Origin of the sequence: Myroides sp. LoEW2-1 (assembly GCF_009767705.1) — a bacterium.
GTDB lineage: Bacteria > Bacteroidota > Bacteroidia > Flavobacteriales > Flavobacteriaceae > Flavobacterium > Flavobacterium album_A.
Map to the genome: position 1 here is coordinate 1 of NZ_WSPP01000139.1, position 219 is coordinate 219.

Genomic DNA, 219 nt, shown 5'->3' on the forward strand with positions numbered 1-219 from the left:
GGTCCAATATAGTAGGTTTTGTGAGGCTTATAGTAATTGGTGTGCTCAAGGAAAAGGTTATGTACCTATTGAGCATAAAGCAGGTGAAAAGCTATTCATTGATTATGCTGGCAAAAAATTAGAAATTGTATGCCCACAAACAGGAAATATTAGTAAAGTAGAAGTTTTTGTAGCCACTCTAGGCGCTAGTCAATATACTTATGTAGAGGCTTGTGCAAG

Annotated in this window: 1 pseudogene; it reads left to right on the forward strand. The window is 36.5% G+C overall.

The window, feature by feature from the left end:
* Nucleotides 1-219, forward strand: a pseudogene (locus GOQ24_RS08850) (IS21 family transposase); the annotation flags it as partial.